We start from the raw sequence: 5,583 nt of genomic DNA, 5'->3' as shown, positions 1-5,583 counted from the left end.
TTTTTTGGCTCTATAATCGATTTAGTAGGTTAAACTATTGAAGAGATTATAGAGCTTTTTTCGTAGGTAGCTAAATCAATTGGATAATAATAACAAGTGAAAAAGTGAAGAATATCATACTTATTCCGAATGGTTTAAAGCAAGATGGCTGATTTGGTTTGTATTTTCAACAGATTTAGTTCTAAGTGTCATATGACTTAGAAAGTATTTAGCGAAGTGGGAAATTATCTTTTCAAAGAAATTTTGCTTTTCTTGAAAACAACAGGATAAAAAATGTCGTTAAATAGGCTTCTAAACTATAGTTAAGATGGTTATAAGCTATATTTTTTAGAAGGACTGAGTTGATAACCAACCATTTTTATTTCAATAATGACTTACTAATTTAAAAGTTCTAATGAATTATTAATTCTGAAAATCGATTTTTGAAAAAAATGAAATCATAAGTTTCTTTTTACTGACAATTCTAAAAGTAAATAATTATAAAATTATTAATTGAAACGTTTATAAAAATAGTGATATCTATAATCATTCTATTGTTTACATGATTATTTTTAAGTGAACCTTATAAAAAAATTGAAAATAAGAGCATTTCTTTTCACAAATATTAGGAATTTTGTTAAAATATTTAACGATTAGTATTTTTAAATACTTTTAATCTCATTGAGGGGTGAGATACTTAATAGTATAAGTGTGGAGGATTACCAAAGTGGGTAAAGATTTATTTAATGATCGTATAAGTCGATTTTCGATTCGTAAGCTGAATGTAGGGGTTTGCTCCGTTCTTCTTGGAACTCTGGTTATGGTTGGTACTGCTAGTCAAGTATCTGCCGATGAAACAGCTAACCAAGTCCAAGCAGGAGATGTAGCTAGCACTACTGCTACAGTGAGTGATGAGACATCTTCTCAGAATGCTGTTGCTGCTCAAGCTTCGACGGAAGTCGCAAATATTTTATCTAGTACTGAGACTAATAGTCAGTCTCAAACCGTTTCAAATGCTAGCGCAGCTACTTCTGAAACGTCTACAACACAAGCTTCTAGTGAGACTGCATCTCAAGCAGCTACATCAACGTCAGCAACTACTGCAGCATCTACCACTAGTGTTGCTGGCTCTACAAGTGTAGGCAATACTACGGGAGTTTCAACGACAGCCTCTGTTACATCAGCATCATCTGAAACACCTGCTTCAGAAACAGCATCTGAAGCACAAGGTGTGGACGTTCAAGCAGAAGCTTCTACAACGAATGCTCTTTCAAGTGGTGCCGAAGCGTCTGCTGTAGAGCAACCTGTTGTAACAGCAGAAACTTCTGGTCGCCGTCGTACTCGTCGTGCCCTTGGTGATGCCAATGATCCAAACTTGATTGGTGATGATGTTGAAGATGCAACTTCAACACCAAAAGTTGAAAAACCAGGCTTTACAACAAATGTTGATGCCAAATCTATGGCTAGCCAAATCTCATGGTTGGACTTTGGAGATGTAGCTAACTGGACAGGAACTACTACAGTATTAGTTCCTAAAAGTGAAGTTAAACCAACTGAGAACTTAGAAGAAAAATTGGCTCTTCAAGTTGGGTCTACCTATACCAAGGAAATCATGCCTGGTTATGTAGTTACTGTAAAAGTCAAATCTTTGAAACCTTTCCAAGCGACTGAAATCTATAAGAAACGGATGGAAAATCAAGGGGCTACAGAAGCTGAAAAAGCAACCTATGATCCAAATGCAAAAAATGGTTATGTAAGTGGAGTCACTTCAAATGCTGCTAAGCAAGCTTTTAACAATGGTGAAGAGGCCAAAATCGTCGCTGATGCCCAAAATAATTGGACTGAAATCAGATTTGAGAATATTGATACGAAAACCAAGAAGACTACCATAAGTTCAGCTTTGAATGGTGGAAATATTGGAGTTCAGTTTGAAATCTCTGCAACCTTCCGTGGTAAGACAGTTAAGCCAGCTATTGTTATGGCTGATGGGGAGTCTGCTAACCCAGGTGAATTAGTTATGTTTACTACCAATGGAGAAGGTTGGCAGCATATTGGAGAATGGAAAAAGTTTACCAGACCAACTACTTCTGTAACATATTCACCACAAGATACTGAAAATCTTTTTGGACCTAATCCTAAATTTAATAATACCAACTTAAACCAACTTCGTAGATCTACTCAAGTTGGACCAGAAAAGAAACCAGTAGCTTGGAAGTATTTTGGAAATCCTGACAAAGTTACAGGTGGTCTAGGAACCGGTATCTTTGGACCAAACATTTCTGAAGGTAATTATACTGTTCCAATCGTTATGACGCGTGGTGCCTCTGAAGTTGGACTTTATGTCGCTTCAGGTGGTAAACAGTCAGCAATGCTAGGATTCTTCCCAATTGATGAAGGGGACGCTCCTGAGTCATACGGAAAAGCTATGCATACCATTGCAACTGTAGATGGTGTAACTGGTGCTAAAGTAAATCAACCATATATTGGTAATGTGAGCCCAGATATGGATGAGAATACTGTTCTTGACTGGTTCGGTGATGATAAGGCAACTACGGCCGATGAAGGAATTGACCAATTGCTTCCAGATGAGCTTAAAGGTACAACCAATGAGATGATCAAGATGGATCGTACACGCCCAGGTAACTACAAGCTGTCAATAGAAGCCCATACAGATGGAGCTTCAGAAGCTTATATCTACGGTTGGATAGACTTTAACCAAAATGGTACCTTTGATGAAGATGAGCGTTCGAATCTAGCAACCATTACCAAAGATGGTACGGTTCAATTAACATTTGCTAATAGCAAAACCTACATTGACCCAAGTGTTAATGAATTAGGAGTTCGAATCCGTATTGCTAAGAATGCAAAAGAAATCGAAAGCCCAACTGGTATGGCCTTATCTGGGGAAGTGGAGGACTTCAAGACTCAAATCACCCATCCACCAAAAGGGGAGTTTAAAGAAACCACTGGGGTTCAAGGTGCTAAGCAAACCGCTACTGTAGCCTTTACTGCTCGTGGTTTGCAAAAATATAGCCGAACTGAGTCAGCTAAAATTGATGAAACAGTAGAACCATACATCGTTGATTCAAATGGTAACAAAGCTACTTTAGATTCTGAAGGTTATTATGTAGTCCCTGGTCAAGGTAAATACAAGATTACTGGTAATGGTACAGACGTGGATGTGGAATTCATTCCAGAAGATCACTTCCTTGGAACAGCTGATGGCATCTCTATCCGTCGTACAGACAGCAATGGCTATGATACTGGCTGGTCAACAAAATTCCCAGCTGACGAAGCTAACGTAGATACTGTTTTAAATACCATGGATGGTCTCTATATTCCAACTGTTACACCAAGTAATATTGAAGGGGTTGATAAAACATCAACGGATGTTCAAGGAGCAACTCAAACTGAAACTCCTACCTTTAATACAACAGTTACGAACTCGAATGGTGAAAAGATTTCTATCACACCTAGTCTTACTTATCCTGCAAAATTAGTGGATCCAGCTACTGGTCAAGTGACTGATGATTCATCTGTAACAGTAGCAGGTGAAGGAACATATACAATCAATCCTACAACTGGTCAAGTGACTTTCACTCCAGAACCAAGCTTTACTGGAACAGCTACTGGTGTAACTGTTTCACTTACTGCAGGGGTTGGTTACGATAAAGATGGAGATGTGCCAGCTGATGCTGTTAAGACAGCAACAGCTAAGTACACACCAACTGTAACACCTATCACAGTGACTCCTACAGATAAGGTTTCTGCGGATGTTCAAAACGTTCCTCAAACCCAAACACCAACTTTTGATTTGAGTAGTGACAAGACTGCAAAAATTACAAGCAAGAAATTGGTGGATCCAGCAACTGGTCAACCGACTGATGAAACTACTGTAACAGTAGCAGGTGAAGGTAGCTATACAATTGATCCAACGACTGGAGCAGTTACGTTCACACCTGAGAAAGACTTTGTTGGTACTGCAGCAGGAGTAACTGTTCAGGCAACTGCTACGATTACAAATGCTAACGGTAAGACTGCAACTATCACATCTGATGCAACTTATACACCAACTGTTGTAGCAGCTGTTCCAACAGCTAAACCAGCTACATCTAAAGATATCCAAGGTGCGACTCAAACAGGTAGACCAACCTTTGCAGGAACAACTGTTCAAGTAAATGGTGAAGATAAAGCTATTACCATTAAAGATAATAGCTACACACTTTTGGATAATGATGGCAATGAAGTGACAAGCACACCAGCTTATGCTGCTGATGGTACAACTGAAATTGGTACATATTCAATCGATTCAGCTACAGGTCGAGTCACTTTCACACCGACAGATAAATCATACACAGGTGTGGTAACACCAGCCAAGGTTCAAGCTGAAAGTTCAAACGGTATTAAGGTAGATACAACCTACACGCCTGAAATCGTACCGGTAACGCCGACAGCAACTCCAGCTGAAACAACAGATATCCAAGGTGCCACTCAAACAGGTAAACCTGAATTCAAGGGTGGAACAGTAACTGTTGATGGTGTTGAGAAAACAGTGGCTATCAATGAAGCTGTTCCAGCAACCTTCGACGATGGTTCAACAACTAAGACAGTTGACGGCGTTGGTACTTACACAGTAGCAGCAGACGGAACTGTGACATTTGTTCCTGAGAAATCATTTACAGGCACAGCACCAGCAGTCACAGTCGTTCGTGAAGACATGAACGGCACTAAAGCCTCTGCGACATACACACCAACTGTAACTCCAGTAACACCGACTGCAGAAGATACAACATCTACAGGTAAACAAGGACAAACCCAAACAGGTAAGCCTAAATTTACTGAAGGCAACAGCCGTGTGCCAATGAATGATGACGTTCCAGCTACTTTCGATGATGGTTCAACTACCAAGACAGTCGATGGCGTTGGTACTTACACGGTGGCTTCAGACGGTACAGTTACATTCGTCCCTGAAAAATCATTCACAGGTGAAGCACCAGCCGTAACAGTTGTTCGTGAAGATAAGAACGGAACAAAAGCTTCTGCAACTTATACACCAACAGTAACTCCGCTTAACCCAACTGCAACTCCAGCTGAATCTACTGGACCACAAGGTCTTGTTCAAACTGGAACCGTAACCTTCACTGAAGGCGACCCAGTTGCTCCAATTAACAAGGATTCAATTACCCTTCTTGATGAATCTGGTCAGCCAGCTGCTTCAGTAGAAGCGAAATCACCAGCAGGTGATGTGATTGGTACTTTCACCGTCGATAAAGAAACAGGTGTTGTGACATTCACACCAACAGATAAATCTTATTCAGGTGATGTTGTTCCAGTTAAAGTTCAAGCAGCTGATACAAATGGAACAACAGTAGAAACAACTTACACACCTAAGATTACTCCAGTCGTTCCAACTTCTGAAGATGCGACATCTACCGATATCCAAGGTCAAACACAATCTGGTAAACCAACCTTCACAGAAGGTGATCCAAATGTTCCAATCGACGAAGATACACCTGCTACTTTCGAAGATGGCTCAACGACTAAGACAGTAGATGGTGAAGGAACTTACACCGTTTCTCCAGATGGAACCGTAACTTTCGTTCC

1 protein-coding gene is annotated in these 5,583 nt (G+C 40.0%); it reads left to right on the top strand.

Going from position 1 to position 5,583, the window contains the following annotated elements; all coding sequences use genetic code 11:
• Nucleotides 1-706 precede the first annotated feature (706 nt).
• The coding region (locus HMPREF2979_RS06100; RefSeq protein ID WP_148132228.1) for a CshA/CshB family fibrillar adhesin-related protein at nucleotides 707-5,583 on the top strand (4,877 nt) is incomplete at its 3' end.

Origin of the sequence: Streptococcus sp. HMSC078H12 (assembly GCF_001814615.1) — a bacterium.
GTDB lineage: Bacteria > Bacillota > Bacilli > Lactobacillales > Streptococcaceae > Streptococcus > Streptococcus salivarius_F.
Note: the sequence above shows the minus strand (reverse complement) of the source record. Positions and strands in the feature narration are given on the sequence as shown.